The sequence below is a fragment of the Streptantibioticus rubrisoli genome (assembly GCF_024436055.1).
Classification (GTDB): domain Bacteria; phylum Actinomycetota; class Actinomycetes; order Streptomycetales; family Streptomycetaceae; genus Streptantibioticus_A; species Streptantibioticus_A rubrisoli.
Map to the genome: position 1 here is coordinate 189,882 of NZ_JANFNH010000001.1, position 17,229 is coordinate 207,110.

The window sequence follows — 17,229 nt, forward strand, 5'->3', positions numbered from 1 at the left end:
GACAGCATTAATTGCCTTTGTTAGGTATCTAGTTGCCCAGACATACGGGTCTACCCCGGTGGAGGACAGAGCCCATGCGAGTCAGTGTCGACACCCACCGCTGCTGCGGCTCCGGCCAGTGCGTGCTGGCCGTCCCCGAGGTCTTCGACCAGCGCGAGGAGGACGGCATCGTCCGCCTCCTCGATGAGCGACCGTCCGCCGAACTCCACGACGAGATCCGTACCGCCGCCACCGTCTGCCCGTCCGGAGCCATCGAAGTGCACGAGGCGTAAGCGCGCGGGCGCTACCCATCCGGGGGGCCGCACGCACGCGTTCCGCACCTGACCGTGAAGGAGAGATCCGCGATGACGACCGCGCACCCCGTAACCCCGCTGAGCTTCCCCGCCCCCCGCGGCGCCTGCCCCTTCGACCCGCCACCCGCCTACCAGCGGGCGCGCAGAGAGCAGCCGGTCACCCGGGTCACCCTGTGGGACGGTTCGCAGTGCTGGATGGTCACCCGGCACGCCGATGTCCGCGTCGTCCTGCGCGACCAGCGGTTCAGCTCCGACGCCCGGCGCCCCGGCTTCCCGTTCGTCACCGACGGCCGACGCGCGCTGGCCAACGAGAGCACCAGCTTCATCCGGCTCGACGATCCGGAGCACGCCCGGCTGCGCCGGATGCTCACCGCCGACTTCATGATCAAGAAAGCTGAGGTGTTACGCCCGCGGGTACAGCGCATCGTGGACGACTTCCTCGACCGGATGGTCGAGCACGGTGCCCCCGCAGACCTCGTCACCGAATTCGCCCTGCCCATACCGTCGTTGGTGATCTGCCTCCTGCTCGGCGTCGACTACGCCGACCACACCTACTTCCAGGAACGCAGCCGGATCATGCTCAACAACGGCTCGACGGCCGACGAGATCCGGCAGGCACGCGACGAACTGACCGAGTACCTCGGCCGGTTGGCGCAGCGCAAGCGGCGAGAGCCGGATGACGGCATCATCAGCCGCCTGGTGGCGCGCGGTGAGCTGACCGACGAGGAGGTGGCCTCCACGGGCCTGCTCCTGCTGGTGGCGGGCCATGAGACCACCGCCAACATGACCTCGCTGTCCACCCTGGCACTGCTGCGCGACCCGGCCCAACTGACCAGGCTGCGGGCCGAACCGGCGCTGGTCAAGCCGGCGGTCGAGGAACTGCTGCGGTTCCTCACCATCGTGCACTTCGGGCTGCCCCGTGTCGCCACCGAGGACCTGGAAGTGGGCGGCCAGACCATCCGCGCGGGCGAGGGCGTGCTGTGCATGCTCTCCGCCGCCAACCGGGACGAGGAGGTCTTCGAGGGCGCCGACCGGCTCGACATCGGCCGCGAGTCCCGTCGCCATGTCGCGTTCGGCTTCGGCGTCCACCAGTGTCTCGGCCAGCCGCTGGCCCGGGTGGAGTTGCAGATCGCGTTGGAGACGCTGCTGCGCCGACTGCCCGGCCTGCGGCTCGCCGTCCCGTACGAGGACATCCGGTTCCGTACCGACATGGCGATCTACGGTGTCCATGAACTGCCGGTGGCCTGGTGACGCCGTCACGGTGACCGGCGGCCCGTGAGGGCCGACGGCCTGGACCGCTCCCGACCGCTCCGGGGACGGTCCAGGCCCGGATACGTCCGGCCGGGCCGATCCCGGCCGAACAGGCCCATGGGGGCGGTCAGTTGTGCGCGGCGGCGCCGGTGGCGGCGGGCTTGGCGCCGGGGGCGCTCGGAGTGCCGGGCTTCGCGGGCGCGGTCGCGGTGCCGGGCGCCGCGGGCTTGACGGTGGCGGTGCTCGGCAGGCTGGGGGTCTGGGCCAGGCTCGGCAGGCTCACCGGGGGCAGTCCGCTGGCGGTCAGCACGGCGGAGGCCACGTTGACGGTGGAGAGCAAGGCGGCGTTCACCGCGTCCAGGATGTTCGTCGGGTCGTTCGCTTCCACGGCCTTGACGACGGCGTTCAGCTCCGCCTCAAGCTGGTTGACCGCCTTGGTGATCAGGGCGTCAGTGCTGGACGTGGAGTCCGTGGGCTGGCCTGAGGCGCTGTGCTTCACGGCCTTGCCGGGCTTGTGGGCCTTGTCCGGCTTCGTGGTCCCGCCGGGTCTGGCGGCCCTGGCCGTGGCGGCGATCTCGTCGAGTTGCAGCTTCGCCTGGCTGACCAGTCGGCTGACCCTGGCCGGATGCCGTTTGTCGGTCATCGCCGCCTGGAGCGACTCGACGACCTTGCTCACCGCGCCGATGTTCGACAACTGGTTGAGGACCACGGTCGGATCGGGCGCCGGTGCCTTGGCGACGCGTCGAGCGGGAGGGTCGGCGGTGACGGCGGCCGCGGTCCCGGCGGTGCCGAGCGTCATCGCGGTGACGGTGGCGGAAGAGATGAGGATGCCGGTCTTCCGGGATATACGCATGGGGTCCCTCACATACGTGGCGGGTTCAGACTCGACCACCGTGCGAGAGGCCGCCACACAGCGCAACTTGTGGTCAGCCATACGTGACGACGAGGCGGATCGGCGTCACCCGCCCCATCGTCAGCACCACCGTCAGGCAACCGGTTGACCGCCGCCCGCGGGCGGATCGCCGAGCACCGCGTGGACGTACAGCGCGAGGGTGTCCTTGGTGAAGTACGAACTGTAGGAGATGTCGGGGGTGTCACCGCCGGTGTGGTAGCCGCCGATGACGCCGATCAGCGCGTAGCCGAACGGGTCCGGTACCAGGAACGGTCCACCGGAGGTGCCGTCGATGTACGCCGCGCAGGCGATCTCCAGGAAGTCACCGGGCGCGCCCGGGTCGGTGCTGGTGTACTTGTGCGTGGAGGACCAGCAGTCCAACGGCTTGGGATGGCTGGCGTCGCTGAACCCCGGATATCCGATCAACCGCACATGCGAGTGCGCGTAGCCCGGGTAGACGGCCAGGTCGAAGCCGCCGACCGCATCCTGTACCTCGCGCCCGTCCTGCCGCGGCGCCAGCCGTTCCACCGAGTAGTCCCAGCGGGCTCCCTTGCCCGACCCCAGCGCGTAGTACCGGGGATCGATGTATATCGCCGTGACCGGGAAGATGCCGTACGGCTTCAGTCCGTCGTGGTACCGCGGGACGAACGACAGATACCTCTTGGGGTCCGGGTGGCTCAGGCAGTGCCCGGCGCTGACCGCCAGGTCGCGCCCCGGGCTGCGGACCACGGTGGCCCCGCAGAAGCGGCCGACGTTCTTGCCGTCGGTCCAGAAGAACGTGCCCACCTGCGGTATCCCGTTGAACGGATGGCTCGGCGGCACGGCGTCGGACCGTATGGACGCCTTCAGCGGCTTGCTGTCCGGGACGGGTTGGGCCTCCCGCATGCGCTGCGCCGTCCAGTACAAGTCGTCGGTGGCCGCGGACGTCGGCGCCGAGGCGCCGGGCGCGGGCGGCGGCGCGGCCGCGTACGAGGCGGGGCCGCCGTGGGCGACGGCCAGGGTTGCCAGGAGCAGGGCGGCCAGGGCACGTAGAGCGGTCGATCTGCACATGAGCGGTTCCTCCACGGGAAACGAGGTGCGGGACCGGCGACACGAGCGGCACAACGCTGCCATCGTCGTACGAACGGCGGGTAAGTGACGAGTGGTCAGCGCGCGAAAAACCGGGGGAATCGGAACCCAGGGGTTGCCGGGCCGTTCTCAGGAACCGTTCAGGATCGGTCCCTATCAACTCCTCATGGACTCAATGGACTCACCAACCACGCACGTACCGACGACACACCGCAGGCGCGGCCGGGTCCGGCGTGCCGTACCCTTCCTCGCCGCCGCCACCGCACTGGTGGCCGCGGCCACCGCCGTGGTCGCCAACGCCGGTCCCGCCCGGCCCGCCACCGCGCCCCGGGTCGACGGCAACCGGGTCGACGTTCCCGTCCAGGGCGGCACCGCCAGCATCGACACCGCGGCACTGCGGGTCATCGCGCGCACCGACGACGGCCGCACGGTGCGGCTGTCCGACGCACCGGCCACCGCGCCCGGCACCCCCGGCCGCGTCACCGTCTCCGACGGCGCCGCACACTGGAGCTACGCCGGATCCGGGCTGGACTTCACCGCCCGCGCCGACCACGGACGGCTGAGCGTCACCGCCACCGCGCACCGGGACACCACCTTGAACTGGCCGGTCACCGGCACCGATCCGGCCGCCGACGCCGTCCAGTTCCCGCGCGGTGAGGGGCTGTCCGTCCCCGTGGGCGACCGCTTCTGGAACTCCTCCGCCGCCGGGCTCGCGGGCAGCGCCGCCGACATGTCCTCCGACCTGAGCATGCCCATGTGGGGCTACACCCTGCGCGACACCCGGCACGGCGTCAGCTATCTGGTGCCCACCGACATCGGCAGCACCCTGCGCTTCAGCTCCGACCAGGGCCGACTGCGCACCACGACCAGCCACCGGTTCTCCCGCACCGGCGCCACCGACGACTACACGGTCACCTTCGCGCTGACCGACGGCTCCCTGGTCGCCCCGGCGGTCGACTACCGCGGCTGGCTGTCCCAGCACGGCCAACTCGGCAGCCTGCGCGAGAAGATCGCCGCCAATCCGCAGAACGCCAAGCTCCTCGGCGCGTTCCACGCCTATCTGTGGGGCGACGCCCGTACCCCCCAGGGTGTGGCCGAGCTGAAGAAGCTGGGCGTGTCCCGGATGTGGCTCGGCTACGACGCCGACGGCTCGCCGATGAGCGCCGCCGCGGTGGCCGCCGCCAAGAAGGCGGGATATCTGGTCGGGCCGTACGACTCATGGGCCAACGGGCAGGACCCGAAGACCTCGGACAGCCCGACCTCCAGCTGGCCAGGCACCGTGTACCCCGACTTCTGCGTACAGGGCGCGGACGGCAAGCCGGTCCCCGGCTTCCACGACCGCGGCTGCTACCTCAGCTCCCAGGCGTTCGAGCAGGCCGAGCCGGGCCACCACTACCTGGCCGACCGCACCCGGCAGATGACCGCCAACGGCGTCAACAGCTACTTCCTGGACGTGGACGCCGCTGGCGAGCTGTACCAGGACCACAGCGCCGCGCACCCGATGACCCAGGCCCAGGACCGGGCCAACCGGCTGGCCCGGATGAAGCGGCTGTCCAGCGGTGACAAGCTGGTCCTCGGCTCGGAGGCGGCAGGCTCCTGGGCCAACCAGGTGCTGGCCTACGACCATGGTTCCGCCACACCCGTCGCGGACGGCCTGTGGCCGCTGGAGAAGGACAAGCAGGCCTGGGGCGGCTATGCCCCGGCGAAGGCGCCCGGGGCCTTCTTCAAACCGGTTGACCTGCCCGCCGACCTGGCCACCGCGATGTACGACCCGAAGTACCGGGTGCCGCTCTACGAGACCGCGCTGCACGACTCCGTGGTCAACGTGGAGCGCTGGGAGCTGCCGTTCGACAAGCTGCCGCAGCAGAAGAACACCCGTGCCCTGCTGGCCATGTTGTACAACGTGCCGCTCAACTTCGTGCTGGACGGACCCTCGTTGCGGCAGCACGGCGGCGAACTCGCCGCGCTGCAGAAGTACTTCGCGCCGCTGCACGAGGCCGCTGGCACCCAGCCGATGACCTCGTTCCGCTACCTCACCGCCGACCACCAGGTGCAGCGCAGCGAGTTCGGCGACGGAGTGCTGACCGTGACCGCCAACTTCGGCACCACCGCGCACGACGGGCTGCCCGGCGGATGCGTGGACGCCGCGTTGCGCGGCGGGCAGGGCAGTCAGCGGCTCTGTCCGGCCAAGGTCACGGGCTGAGGGGGTGAGTTGACGCGCGGCGCCACCTGACGCGGCTGACCATGACGATCCGGCCGGACAGGGGGGAAGCGTTTTCGCCATGGACATGGGAGTGTTGTCCCCCGTCCCCCGTCCTCCGGAAGACAGGAAAACCGTGGTCAGAGCAGGCCTGGAGAAGGATCCGGCGGAGGTCTCCGCCATGTTCGACGAAGTCGCGCAGGGCTACGACCGCACCCGCGCCCGGCTGTGGCTGGGCCGCATGAACAGCTGGGGCCGGCAGATGGCCGCAAGTGTCTGTGCCGGGCCCGGCCGCCGGATCCTCGATGTGGCGGCGGGCACCGGCACCTCCGGCATGGCGCTGACCGCCTGCGGCGCGCGGGTCGTGGCCTGCGACTTCTCGGCGAGCATGCTGGCCATCGGCCGCCGTCGGCACCCGGCGATGGACTTCGTGGTCGGGGACGGCCACCAACTGCCGTTCGCCGACGGGACGTTCGACGCGGTGACCATCTCCTTCGGGCTGCGCAACGTCGCCGACTCCCCTCGGGTGCTGGCCGAGATGCTGCGGGTCACCCGGCCCGGCGGGCTGCTGGCGGTGTGCGAGTTCAGCCTGCCGGTGACACCTGTGCGGCGCGCCTTGTTCCGCGGCTATCTGCGGCACGTCGTTCCGCTGATCGCCCGCAGGGTGAGCAGCAATCCGGAGGCGTATGCCTACCTGGGTGAGTCCATAGAGGCCTGGCCGGGTCCGGCGGCCCTCGGGGCGCGGATCGCCGCCGCGGGATGGGACCGGGTGCGCTGGCGCCCGCTGGACGGCGGGGTGGTCCATCTGCACAGCGGTATCGCCCCGCTGCGCTGACCGGGCGTCGGGGGGCGGCGCGCCGCCCCCCGACGCGCGCTGTCGGAATGCCTGCGCGGGCAGCGGGGGGAAGAATCGGCAGCATGTCTGAGAAAGAGATCCTGCGCCGACACGAAGAGGCGATCGACTTCTTCACCACCACGGTGCGCGCGGTGCGCGACGACCAGTGGCACGCTCCCACTCCCTGCACCGAGTGGTCCGTGCGTGAGCTGGTCAACCATCTGACCGTGGAACAGCTGTGGGTGCCCGACCTGGTGCTCGACGGGTCGACCATCGCGGACGTGGGCGACGCGTACGACGGGGACCAGCTCGGTGACGATCCGGTGGGCGCCTGGGACCGTGCCTCGGCCGCGTCCTACGAGGCGTTCCGCATCCCGGGCGCACTGGAGCGCACCGTCCATCTGTCCTACGGCGACACCTCGGCGAGCGCCTACTGCGCCCAGATGACCACGGACGCCGCCGTCCACGCCTGGGACCTGGCCCGGGCGATCGGCGCCGACGAGAAGATGCCGGAAGGGCTGGCCGCCGCCTGTCTGCGCGAGGTCGAGCCCTATGCGAAGGGCCTGTCCAGCAGCGGCCTGTTCGAACAGCCGGTCAAGCCGCCGGCCGGGGCGGATGACCAGACGAAGCTCCTGTGCCTGCTGGGGCGGCGCCCCTAGGGCGGCCCAGCGCGGACGGTCGGGCGTGGACCTCGATCTCGGACTTCATCCGGGCGTCCGCCAGACCGCGCACCGTCATCGCCGCGGCCGGGCGGACCTCGCCGAAGCGTCGACGCAGCGTCGGCCAGCACGGCTCACCGCTCGGCATGCGACGGTCCCCGGCGGTTGCCGGGGACCGTCGATCGACGTGCCGCTGGGGGCGCCGGGTCAGGGGCGCTCGAACAGGCCCCGGTGGTCGCGCCAGGCCCAGGGGGCTGACCAGCCGTCGTTCCAGAGTTGGCGCATGTTGTGGTGATGGCCGCAGTGGCTGTGGTGGTGCCAGGCGGGCGTCATCGCCTGGGCCACACCGGACAGCGGCAGGACGACGGCGGCCGACATGAAGGCGACAGCGGCGCCACGGACGAGGGACTTCTTCACGTTGAGCTCCTCGAAACGTGCCAGTGAGACTTTATGGCGCTATGTGGGCAGTGCCGGTCTGTCGCGGTGAGCTGGGTGTCCGCTGCTCCATCGGGGCGGTGGGCTGTCTGGTGCGTCGTCAAACCGGAGGGGCTCGGATCTGATGGCGGTGCGGTGCGGGGGATTTCGCCGGTTGCGTCACGATTGGGCCGACTGCTGTACGAGTATTCACCTGTTCGAGGGGCATTGCGCCACAAACGGTGCATCTACGCGTTGGTCAGTGTCCCTGGCCGCTGTCGGCGGGGAGCGTGATCCGCTGTTCTTCATGCATGAAAGGAATTGACCATGTCGCGAATCGCCAAGGCGCTCGTGGTGACCGCTGTGAGTGGGGCCGCTGTCGCGAGCAGCGCTGGAATGGCCGCGGCTGACGCCGGTGCGGGGGCCGTCGCGGTCGGCTCTCCGGGTGTCATCTCGGGCAATGCCATCCAGGTGCCGGTCAGCGTCCCGATCAACCTGTGCGGCAACACGATCGACATCATCGGCATCCTCAACCCGGCCTTCGGCAACGCCTGCACCACCAGGTAAGCCGTCGCGGGGCGCCCGCCCCGCTCCGGCCGAAGGCTCTTGCGCACGGCGCCCACCCGTGGTTCCTCCGGGTGGGCGCCGTCGTGTGTCGGGGCGCACTGGGTCCTTCGGCGAACTCGCCGCGTGAACCGGTGGGTTGGCGAACACGTCGCATCAACCGATCGGTGGATGCCGATCAACCACCCGGTGGGCACGCCGCGTCCACCACACCGATCTGCCCGTCCAACCGGTCGGGCGACGCGTGGGGGCGGGTCCGCACGGGACGCTTTGAGTGGCCTGGGAACAGCGGATGAGGAGTTGATCGGCATGGCGGTCATCGAGGTCGCGGACCTCACCAAGACATACGGCGGACACACCGCGCTGGACGGTGTCTCCTTCACCGTCGAGGACGGCGAGATCTTCGGACTGCTCGGTCCGAACGGCGCTGGGAAGACCACGACGGTGGAGTGCGTCGAGGGGCTGCGGCGCGCCGATTCGGGCACGGTACGGGTCCTGGGCCTGGACCCGGTGCGGCAGGGGCGTGAACTGCGCCGCCGGATAGGCGTACAGCTACAGCGGGCGCATCTGCCCGACACCCTGCGGGTCCGAGAGGCGCTCGACCTCTACGCCTCCTTCTACCCGAGTCCTCGGAACCTGGGTGAACTGCTCGCCGAGTGGGGCCTGGAAGACCAACGCGAGGTGATGTTCGGCAAGTTGTCGGGCGGGCAGAAGCAGCGGCTGTTCATAGCGCTCGCGCTGGTCGGCGATCCGCGTGTGGTCTTCCTTGACGAACTCACCACCGGTTTGGACCCGCAGGCCCGCCGCGCCATCTGGGAGTTGGTCCGGCAACTGCGAGACGGCGGGGTGACGGTCGTCCTGGTCTCCCACTTCATGGACGAGGTGGCCGCGCTGTGCGACCGCGCCGCCATCCTCGACCGGGGCCGGATCGTCGCGGAGGGCACTCCCGGCGAGCTGATATACGGCTCCGGTGCGCACAGCGCGCTGAGCTTCCGGACCATCGAGGAGCTCGACCTGTCGGCGCTGGCCGAGTTGTCCAGCGTCACCCGGGTCGAGCGTTGCGCGGAGACGGTGGTGGTCAGCGGCACCGGATCGGTGATCGACGAGGTCACCGCCCTGCTCGCCCGCAACCGGATCGTCGTGTCCAACCTGCGCATCCACGAGCGCAGCCTCGACGACGCGTATGTCGCCATCACCGGACGCGGCAGGTGAAGTCCACCACCCACCACATCGCCCAGCAGGGGAAGACGATGTACGCCCTACGTAAACTCACCATCACCGAAGGGCGGTTGTTCCTACGGGATCCGGCCGCCGCCTTCTTCACCCTGGTCTTTCCGGTACTGCTGCTGGCGGTCCTCGGCGCCGTCCCCGCGTTCCGCAGGACGACGCCGAAACTGCACGGCCTGTCGACCATAGAGGTCTACGCGCCGGTGATGGTCGTCTTCACACTCGTCATGCTGGCCATGAACGGCATGGCGCCGGTCCTCACCGCCTACCGGGAGAAGGGCGTACTGCGGCGAATATCGGCCAGCCCGGTGCCCGCGGCGATGATCTTGGCGGCCCTGACCATCCTCTACGCCGTGGTCTCCGTCGTCTCCCTGGCGCTGGTCGCGGTGGTGGGGCGGCTCGCCTTCCACATCGCGCTGCCCCGGGCGCCGTTGGCCTTCCTGGTCGCCTTCCTGCTGGCCGCGGCCTCACTGTTCGCCGCCGGTATGCTGCTCGCGGCGCTGGCGCCGTCCGCCAAGGCGGGCAACGCCATCGGCATCGCGTGTTTCTTCCCGCTGATGTTCTTCTCAGGACTGTGGGTGCCGCGCGATCTGATGCCCGGCGTACTGCGCCGCGCAGGGGACTTCATACCGAGCGGTGCCGCCACCGACGCGGTGCTTGACGCCTGGCACGGTCAATGGCCGCACACCGGTGATCTGGCGATGATGACGGTGTTCGCCCTGGTCGCCGGGGGCGCGGCGGCCAAACTCTTCCGCTGGGAGTGAGCCCGAACCAGCAGGAACAGACAGCGGGGAGAGGGGGGCCGAACGCCATGGCCGGTGGAAGGGGGGTCAAGCCGACCACGGACGAGGACGCACGGCTGGAGCTGTGGGAGAAGCGGCTGCAGGCCATGCTGGTCTATCTGCCGTACACGGCGCTGGTGGTCTCCGTCCTGCTGGCGGCGACGGTTCCGGTTCCGACGGCGAAGCCTTTCCCGTACTGCCTCTCCCTGTCCGTGGCGGCGCTCGGTTGGCTGCTGTTGCGGTCGGTGCTGGACCGCTACGACCACTACGACCGGTTCGCAGGCGACGACCATGGGCGCCTGTGGGTGACGGTGCTGCACTTCAGCGGCCTTATCGCGCTGATCTTCCTGATGACCCTGGCTGACCCGGTCTTCGGGTACTTCGGCTTCGCGGGGTATCTGCACGCCATGCGCTATCTGCGCGGGGGCTGGCGGATTGTAGGGGGGTTGGTGACGGCCATGCCGGTGTCCGTTTCGCAGACGGGTGGGATGCTGCCGACGACCAGCGCGGCCTTCGTCAACCTGGCGGTGGCGTTCTTGTTCAACGTGGTCTCGGTCGGCGCGGTGATCGCCCTGGACGGCATCACCGAGCGGCAGAGCAACCGCAGGAAGGCCTCCAACGCGGCCCTGAGCACCGCCACCGTACGGCTGGCGGCGATGCTCGCCGAGAACCGCGGGCTGCACGCCCAACTGATCAGCCAGGCCCGGGAGGCGGGTGTGCTGGACGAACGCCAGCGCATGGCCCGGGAGATCCATGACACCCTGGCCCAGGCGCTCGCCGGGATCGTCACCCAGCTGCACGCCGCCGACCAGGCACGCGAGCGCGGCGGCCCGGACGCCGACCGTCGCCATCTGGTGAACGCGGCGCGGTTGGCCAGGGAGGGCCTGGCCGACGCCCGGCGCGCGGTACGCGCGCTGCGGCCCGAGCCGCTGGAGCAGGCAGGGCTGCCCGCCGCACTGGCCGAGGCGGTCGGCCAGTGGCGCGAACTGCACGGCACCGAGGCGAAGTTGACCATCACCGGCACCGCCCGGCCGCTCCACCCCGAGGTGGAGATAACGCTGCTGCGGGCGGCACAGGAGGCGCTGGCCAACGTGGCAAAGCACGCGGGGGCGTCCCGCGTCGGACTGACCCTGTCGTACATGGAGGACGTGGTGACCCTGGACGTACGTGACGACGGCGCGGGTTTCGACCCGCTGACCCTGCCGGAGCCGGGCAGCGCCGGGGCGGAGGGTGGTGGCTTCGGGCTGACCGTGATGCGCCAGCGGGTGCGGCGGCTCAGCGGGAGGCTGGAGGTCGAGTCGGAGTGCGGCGGCGGTACGGCGGTGTCCGCCACGCTTCCGGCGATCGGCCGGGATGGCCTCGATGGTTGAGACCCCCGGGTGCGGCGCTCCGGTTCGGTTGCTGATCGCCGATGACCACCCGGTGGTACGGGACGGGTTGCGCGGGATGTTCGCCGGTGACCCCGGTTTCGAGGTGGTGGCCGAGGCGGGGGACGGCGCGGAGGCGGTGGTGCTGGCCGAGCGGTTGGGGCCGGACGTGGTGCTGATGGATCTGCGGATGCCGCGACTGGACGGGGTCTGCGCGATCCGCGCCATGGCCGAACGCGGCCTGTCCGCTCGGGTGTTGGTGCTCACCACGTATGACACCGACAGCGATGTGCTGCCCGCGGTCAAGGCGGGGGCCACCGGCTACCTGCTCAAGGACACCGCACGGGACGAACTGGTCCGGGCGGTGCGGGCGGCGGCGCGGGGTGAGTCGGTGCTGTCTCCCACAGTGGCCAGCCGGGTGCTCGGGCAGGTGCGCGCTCCGGAACAAGAGCCGCTCAGTCCACGGGAGATCGAGGTGCTGGGGCTGGTCGCCGCCGGTTCCACCAACCGGGAGACGGCGGCTCGGCTGTTCATCAGCGAGGCCACGGTCAAGACCCATCTGCTGCACATCTACGCCAAGCTCGGCGTGAAGGACCGGGCCGCCGCGGTCGCGGTCGCCTACGAGAAGGGGCTGTTGCGGGCACCCAGTGGTCAACCGCGTTAATTGTTAGGAGTATTGACAGTCGCTTGGTCTAGTCCAATCATGTTTGCCGCACCGAGGCCCCCCACGCCGCCTCACCCTGCTGGGAGCAAACATGAGACGAATACCATCGGTTCGCGCTGCCCTGACGGCGGTGGCGACAGCCGCCGCGTCCGTGGGACTCATCGTGACCGGCGGCGGCGCGGCGCACGCCGCGACCCCGCTTCCCGCGCACGTCTTCGCCCCCTACTTCGAGGCGTACAACGGCGACAGTCCTGCCGCACTGTCGGCGGCGTCCGGAGCGAAGTACCTGACCATGGCGTTCATCCAGGCCGCGTCGAAGGGCTCGTGCACCGCGTACTGGAACGGGGACACCGCGAAGCCGATCGCCGCCTCGTCGTTCGGCTCGGACATCGCCACCATCCAGTCGAACGGCGGAGATGTCATACCCTCGTTCGGCGGTTACACCGCGGACCACACCGGCACGGAGATCGCGGACAGCTGCACCGATGTCTCCGCCATCGCCGCGGCGTACGAAAGCGTGATCACCACCTATGGTGTCACCCGCATCGACCTCGACACCGAGGACAACTCGCTGACCGACAGCGCCGGTATCGACCGCCGCAACAAGGCGATCAAGCAGGTCGAGGACTGGGCGGCGGCCAGCGGCCGTACGGTGCAGTTCTCCTACACCCTGCCGACCACCACCAGCGGCCTGGCGGACAGCGGGCTCGCCGTGTTGCGCAACGCGGTGTCCAACGGGGCGCGCATCGACATCGTCAACATCATGACGTTCGACTACTACGATGGCGCGACCCATGAGATGGCGACGGACACCGAGAACGCCGCCTCCGGCCTGTACGGCCAACTCGCCAGCCTCTACCCGTCGAAGACCCCGGCGCAGTTGTGGGCGATGGTGGGCATCACCGAGATGCCGGGCATCGACGACTACGGCGCCGCGGAGACCTTCACCACCGACGACGCGACCACGGTCTACAACTGGGCCGTCCAGAAGGGCATCAGCAGCCTGTCGTTCTGGGCGCTCCAGCGTGACAACGGCGGCTGCCCGGGCACCGGGGGCTCCGACACCTGCTCCGGTGTCGCGCAGAGCCAGTGGTACTTCAGCCACACCTTCGAACCCTTCACCGGCGGCAGCGGTCCGGTGGGCAACGACTTCTCCGTCGCGGTGTCGCCGCCGTCCGCCTCCGTGGCCCCCGGCGGTACGGCGAGCGCCAACGTGAACACCGCGGTGACCTCGGGCGCCGCGCAGAACCTCACCCTCACGGCGAGCGGTGCGCCCGCGGGGGTGGCGGTCAAGCTCGACCCCACGTCGGTGAGGGCGGGCGGCACGGCGACGCTGACGGCGTCGGTCTCCTCGGCGGCCGCGCCCGGCAGTTACCCGATCACCATCACCGGATCCGGCACTTCCGGTAGCCACACGGTCACCTACACCCTCACGGTGACCGGCTCCGGCGGGGGTTCCGGCGCCATCGTCAACGGCGGCTTCGAAAGCGGCGGTACGAGTCCGTGGACCTGCCAGCCGGGCGGCACGGTGGTCAGCAGTCCGGTCCACTCCGGAAACCACGCGCTCCAGGTGGCGCCGACCGCGAGCCAGACCGGAGAGTGCGACCAGTCCCTCACCCTCAGCCCCAACACCGCCTACACGCTGACCGGTTGGGTCCAGGGCGACTACGCGTACATCGGCGTCAAGGGCGCAGCGACCGCCAGCACATGGGCCTCGTCGAGCGGTTGGACCAAGCTGACGGTGCCGTTCACCACCGACTCGTCGGGCAACGTCACCGTCTACGTGCACGGTTGGTACGGCCAGAGCGATGTGTACGCGGACGACTTCTCGCTCGGCTAGGCGCCCCGCTGGGAGTGCGGGCGGTGTGCCGTCGATCGTCCGCGGCGCCATGGTGGCTGGGCGCGCAGTTCCCCGCGCCTGTTGAGGGCGCCACCGAACCGCAGCGGACCTCGCCCGACCTGCTTAGCGGCCGTAGGACCGCGCCACGACGCGGGAGGCTCACGGGGAGAGGCAACCCCGTGGGCCTCCCGCGTCACGCGCGCCGCGCGGCGGTGAGGGCGGCGACCGTCGCAGCCGCCAGGGCGTCGAGGTCGGCGGCGGGCGCCGGGGAGCGGAAGACCGCCAGGCGCCAGTAGAGCGGGCCCGCGAGCAGGTCGAGGGCCAGATCGGGGTCGATGTCGGCGGGTAGCTCACCGCGCTGGACCGCGCCGCCGACCACGGCCTGCGCGATGCCCTGCTGGATGCCGCGCAGTGCGGTCCGCAGCGCCTCGGCGATCTCCGGGTTGCGGGCCGCCTCGGCCAGCAGGTCCGGGATGATCTGCGAGGCCATGGGGTGCCCCAGCGCCCGGGCGGTGACCTCCAACAGCGCGCGTACGTCGCCGAGCAAGCTGCCGGTGGCCGGAACCGGCAGGCCCTGGACGGCGACCTGCGAGACCACGTCGAGGACCAGCGGAAGCTTCGAGCGCCACCGGCGGTAGACCGCCGCCTTGCCGACCCCGGCGCGGCGGGCGATGCCCTCGATGGTCATCCGCGCGTATCCCACCGCGGCCAGTTCCTCGAAAACGGCGGTACGGATGGCGGCGGTCACGTCCTCCCGGAGCACGGCGGCTCCGGCGGGGGTTCGGCGGGGCGACGGGGTCATGGGCCGAGCCTACTCCGCGTAGCGACGGAACGGTTGCGTTCCATCCTCTTCCGGGATAGCGTCCCAGTCAAGCGACGAGACGGTCTCGTTCCGACGCCCGTGCCATGTCGCCGCCCTGTGCCCGCCCTCGGACGAAAGCAACCTCACGTGACCGTTGACCTAGCGCCGCCGCCGGTGGTCGTCACCGCCCCGCTGCGGGAGCCCGACCCAGCGCGACTGGCCGCCGCCCACGGCCTCAGCGCGAGCGGCGTCCGGCCCCCGCTGCCCGAGTACGTCCGGCAGCTGTGGGCCCGACGGCACTTCGTCGTCGCCTACGCCACCTCGCGGCTGACCGCGATGTACGCCACCGCCAAGCTCGGCCAGGCCTGGCAGGTGATGACCCCGCTGCTCAACGCGGGCGTCTACTACCTGGTGTTCGGCCTGCTGCTGGGGACCAGCCATGGCATCGCGCACTACATCCCCTATCTGTGCACCGGCGTCTTCGTCTTCAACTTCACCCAGTCCTCGGCGCTTTCCGGGACGCGGGCGATATCCGACAACCTCGGGCTGATCAGGGTGCTCCACTTCCCGCGGGCCTGTCTGCCGATCGCCGTCACGCTCATCCAGCTCCAGCAACTGCTGTTCTCCATGGGTGTGCTGGGCGCGATCGTCCTCGCCTGCGGGGTGCCGCTCACCGCGCACTGGCTGCTCGCGGTCCCGGCGCTGCTCCTGCAGTGCGTGTTCAACGCCGGGATGGCGCTGGCCCTGGCACGGATCGGGGCGAAGGTCACCGATGTCGCCCAGCTCCTGCCGTTCCTGCTGCGCACCTGGATGTACTTCTGCGGGATCTTCTACGACCTGCGGGTGTTCACGGCGCACGCCCCGCACTGGGTGGCCGCGGTGCTGGAGGCGAACCCGGGGCTGGTCTACCTGGCGCTGACGCGGTACGCCCTCATCGACACGGTGACCGCGCGGAGCCTGCCCGCGCATGTGTGGCCGCTGGCGCTGGGCTGGGCGGTGGTCATGGGCGTCGGGGGCTTCGTGTTCTTCTGGAAGGCTGAGGAGCAGTACGGTCGTGGCTGAGCGGCAGCAGGGGACCGAGCGGGTTCCCACGGTGATCGTGGACGATCTGCACATCGTCTACCGGGTGCATGGCGCGGGTAGTGGCAAGGGCAGTGCCACGGCGGCGTTGAGCCGGATCGTGCAGCGGAAGACCTCGCCGAACGTGCGTGAGGTGCACGCGGTGCGCGGGGTGAGTTTCGTGGCGTACCGGGGTGAGGCGGTCGGGCTGATCGGTTCGAACGGTTCGGGTAAGTCGACGATGCTGCGGGCGATCGCGGGGTTGCTGCCGCCGGAGCGGGGTCGGGTCTATACCGATGGGCAGCCGTCGCTGCTGGGTGTTAACGCGGCGTTGATGAATGACCTGACGGGGGAGCGGAACGTCATCCTGGGTGGCTTGGCCATGGGGATGAGTAATTCCGAGATTCGTGAGAAGTGTCAGGACATTGTGGACTTCTCGGGGATCAATGAGAAGGGTGATTTCATCTCGCTGCCGATGCGGACGTATTCGTCGGGCATGGCGGCGCGGTTGCGGTTTTCGATCGCGGCGGCCAAGCAGCACGATGTGTTGATGATCGATGAGGCGCTGGCGACGGGGGACCGGGCGTTTCAGAGGCGGTCGGAGGCGCGGATCCGTCAGTTGCGGGCGGAGGCCGGGACGGTGTTCCTGGTGAGTCACAACAACAAGTCGATCCGGGACACCTGTGATCGGGTGTTGTGGCTGGAGAAGGGCGAGCTGTGGATGGACGGCCCGACCGAAGAGGTGCTTGAGGCGTACGAGGAGCACACCGGCGGCAAGTGACCGCGCCCGCGCCGCCGTCTTCACCGGATTCCTACTCACCGGATCCCTACAGAGGGCGGGTATCACCATCTGTGTGCGGCGCTCGCCAGGCCCGCACCCGCCGACGGCGGACAGGTCCGGTCGCTGATCTCCCGATCGGGCACTGAACGCCGCGCCCCCCGTACCGCCGCGGCGGCGGTACGGGGGGCGATCCCGTTCCCGAACGCCCCTGTTCACGCGTGTCGTTGGCAGTGCGTGTCGGTGCCGCCGCCGTCCCGTACCACGGTGAACAGGTCGTTCAGCCGAGCCAGGCGCAGCACCCGCTCCAGCCGCGGGTCGGCGACCACCAGCGTCATTCGGCCGCCCCGGCCCCGGACCTGGCACGCGGTGCGCGCCAGCGGCCCGAGGCCGGTGGCGTCCATGAAGGTCACCGATCTGAGGTCGACCACGATGTCCGAGGTGGTGAGCGCCGCGGCGGCGAGCAGGTTGGTGGTGCGTGCGGTGGTGAGCAGGTCCAGCTCACCATCGAGCGTCACAGTGGTCGCCATGGCG

The 17,229-nt window shown here is 70.2% G+C and carries 18 protein-coding genes; 13 read left to right on the forward strand and 5 right to left on the reverse strand.

Going from position 1 to position 17,229, the window contains the following annotated elements; all coding sequences use genetic code 11:
• Positions 1–74: 74 nt before the first annotated feature.
• Positions 75–272 (forward strand): ferredoxin, encoded by a 198-nt coding sequence (locus NON19_RS00975; protein ID WP_255924575.1) that lies wholly within the window; start codon positions 75–77, stop codon positions 270–272.
• A gap of 72 nt (positions 273–344) precedes the next feature.
• Positions 345–1,544 (forward strand): cytochrome P450, encoded by a 1,200-nt coding sequence (locus NON19_RS00980; protein ID WP_255924576.1) that lies wholly within the window; start codon positions 345–347, stop codon positions 1,542–1,544.
• A 127-nt stretch (positions 1,545–1,671) separates the two neighbouring features.
• Here the strand turns inward: NON19_RS00980 and NON19_RS00985 are convergent, their stop codons facing one another.
• A complete protein-coding gene (locus NON19_RS00985) occupies positions 1,672–2,397 on the reverse strand; it encodes a hypothetical protein (protein ID WP_255924577.1) in 726 nt (241 codons plus the stop codon).
• A 132-nt stretch (positions 2,398–2,529) separates the two neighbouring features.
• A complete protein-coding gene (locus NON19_RS00990) occupies positions 2,530–3,486 on the reverse strand; it encodes a trypsin-like serine peptidase (protein WP_255924578.1) in 957 nt (318 codons plus the stop codon).
• 193 nt (positions 3,487–3,679) lie between these two features.
• On the opposite strand from NON19_RS00990, the gene NON19_RS00995 reads away from it, so the two are divergent.
• The 3 genes from NON19_RS00995 (at position 3,680) to NON19_RS01005 (ending at position 7,198) form a co-directional block, all read left to right on the forward strand.
• Complete coding sequence (locus NON19_RS00995; protein WP_255924579.1) at positions 3,680–5,707, forward strand: glycoside hydrolase; 2,028 nt, start codon at positions 3,680–3,682, stop codon at positions 5,705–5,707.
• Positions 5,708–5,840: 133 nt separating this feature from the next.
• Positions 5,841–6,539: a ubiquinone/menaquinone biosynthesis methyltransferase gene (locus NON19_RS01000; protein WP_255924580.1), complete on the forward strand. Its 699-nt coding sequence runs from the start codon at positions 5,841–5,843 to the stop codon at positions 6,537–6,539.
• Between the two features lie 83 nt (positions 6,540–6,622).
• Positions 6,623–7,198, forward strand: a complete 576-nt coding sequence (locus tag NON19_RS01005; RefSeq protein ID WP_255924581.1) for a TIGR03086 family metal-binding protein — start codon at positions 6,623–6,625, stop codon at positions 7,196–7,198.
• Positions 7,199–7,405: 207 nt separating this feature from the next.
• Here the strand turns inward: NON19_RS01005 and NON19_RS01015 are convergent, their stop codons facing one another.
• Positions 7,406–7,615 (reverse strand): hypothetical protein, encoded by a 210-nt coding sequence (locus NON19_RS01015; protein ID WP_255924582.1) that lies wholly within the window; start codon positions 7,613–7,615, stop codon positions 7,406–7,408.
• A gap of 324 nt (positions 7,616–7,939) precedes the next feature.
• On the opposite strand from NON19_RS01015, the gene NON19_RS01020 reads away from it, so the two are divergent.
• From NON19_RS01020 to NON19_RS01045, 6 genes are all read left to right on the forward strand, one after another.
• Entirely contained in the window at positions 7,940–8,179 is a 240-nt protein-coding gene (locus NON19_RS01020) for a chaplin (RefSeq protein ID WP_255924583.1), read from the forward strand.
• A 306-nt stretch (positions 8,180–8,485) separates the two neighbouring features.
• Positions 8,486–9,388: an ABC transporter ATP-binding protein gene (locus NON19_RS01025; protein WP_255924584.1), complete on the forward strand. Its 903-nt coding sequence runs from the start codon at positions 8,486–8,488 to the stop codon at positions 9,386–9,388.
• Positions 9,385–10,167, forward strand: a complete 783-nt coding sequence (locus NON19_RS01030; protein ID WP_255924585.1) for an ABC transporter permease — start codon at positions 9,385–9,387, stop codon at positions 10,165–10,167. The genes NON19_RS01025 and NON19_RS01030 overlap by 4 nt, the downstream gene beginning before the upstream one ends.
• 47 nt (positions 10,168–10,214) lie before the next feature.
• Positions 10,215–11,555 (forward strand): sensor histidine kinase, encoded by a 1,341-nt coding sequence (locus tag NON19_RS01035; RefSeq protein WP_255924586.1) that lies wholly within the window; start codon positions 10,215–10,217, stop codon positions 11,553–11,555.
• Complete coding sequence (locus tag NON19_RS01040; protein ID WP_255924587.1) at positions 11,548–12,216, forward strand: response regulator; 669 nt, start codon at positions 11,548–11,550, stop codon at positions 12,214–12,216. The genes NON19_RS01035 and NON19_RS01040 overlap by 8 nt, the downstream gene beginning before the upstream one ends.
• 91 nt (positions 12,217–12,307) lie before the next feature.
• A complete protein-coding gene (locus tag NON19_RS01045) occupies positions 12,308–14,056 on the forward strand; it encodes a carbohydrate binding domain-containing protein (RefSeq protein ID WP_255924588.1) in 1,749 nt (582 codons plus the stop codon).
• A 193-nt stretch (positions 14,057–14,249) separates the two neighbouring features.
• Here the strand turns inward: NON19_RS01045 and NON19_RS01050 are convergent, their stop codons facing one another.
• Positions 14,250–14,858 (reverse strand): TetR/AcrR family transcriptional regulator, encoded by a 609-nt coding sequence (locus NON19_RS01050; RefSeq protein ID WP_255924589.1) that lies wholly within the window; start codon positions 14,856–14,858, stop codon positions 14,250–14,252.
• Positions 14,859–15,005: 147 nt separating this feature from the next.
• Between NON19_RS01050 and NON19_RS01055 the strand changes: the two genes are divergently transcribed.
• Complete coding sequence (locus NON19_RS01055) at positions 15,006–15,920, forward strand: ABC transporter permease (protein ID WP_255924590.1); 915 nt, start codon at positions 15,006–15,008, stop codon at positions 15,918–15,920.
• Positions 15,913–16,698, forward strand: coding sequence for an ABC transporter ATP-binding protein (locus NON19_RS01060; protein ID WP_255924591.1), 786 nt, complete (start codon positions 15,913–15,915; stop codon positions 16,696–16,698). The genes NON19_RS01055 and NON19_RS01060 overlap by 8 nt, the downstream gene beginning before the upstream one ends.
• A 212-nt stretch (positions 16,699–16,910) precedes the next feature.
• Here the strand turns inward: NON19_RS01060 and NON19_RS01065 are convergent, their stop codons facing one another.
• Positions 16,911–17,225 (reverse strand): STAS domain-containing protein, encoded by a 315-nt coding sequence (locus NON19_RS01065; RefSeq protein ID WP_255924592.1) that lies wholly within the window; start codon positions 17,223–17,225, stop codon positions 16,911–16,913.
• Positions 17,226–17,229 lie beyond the last annotated feature (4 nt).